This window comes from Kitasatospora nipponensis (assembly GCF_039528135.1).
GTDB classification, from domain to species: domain Bacteria; phylum Actinomycetota; class Actinomycetes; order Streptomycetales; family Streptomycetaceae; genus Kitasatospora; species Kitasatospora nipponensis.
On the sequence record NZ_BAAALF010000957.1, the window covers coordinates 1 to 574 of the forward strand.

1 protein-coding gene is annotated in these 574 nt (G+C 64.3%); it reads right to left on the reverse strand.

The features are described 5' to 3' along the window. Window positions 1-417 precede the first annotated feature (417 nt). A partial coding sequence (locus tag ABD323_RS44290; protein WP_344447647.1) for an alpha/beta fold hydrolase occupies window positions 418-574 on the reverse strand: 157 nt, incomplete at its 5' end.

Below are 574 nucleotides of genomic sequence, written 5' to 3' on the forward strand. Positions count from 1 at the left end.
GGAAGATCGGGTCGTCGGGGATGTTGGTCCAGTCGATCAGCGAGGAGAGCACGTACTCGTTGACCCGGAACGGCAGGACCTGCGAGATCATCCGGACGGTCTCCTGGAGGTGCGCAGGAAGTCCGTAGCGGCTGGCGATCTCGTCTATGTGTCTTGGACCGAATGCTTTGAATCGCTCCGTGGTCGGAAACTCGAGGGTCAGCAGGGACATTCGGACATTCCTCCGGTCTCATGGGCCCGCCTTGGGGATTGGGCCCCGGCATAGGTGTGCAACGCGGCCTGAATACCTTGAACCCGGCGAATCCAGTGACAGCTCGGGGACTTGACTCGCTCTGACTCTGGAGACTAGTCCGGGGCCGAAATCGGCGACCCCCCTGTTCCGTCCCCTAGCCCGCCCGCCAACCCCTGGACCGCCGGTCAGTGAATCCGGCGCAGGTATCCGCTCAGCACCTCGAGGAACCGCTCCGGCTCCTCCAGGTGCGGCATGTGGCTGGAGTTCTCGAAGACCTCCCAGCTGACGTCCGGGATGAGGTCCGCGTACGGCTGGACGGTGGCCGGGGTGGCCTCGTCGAAG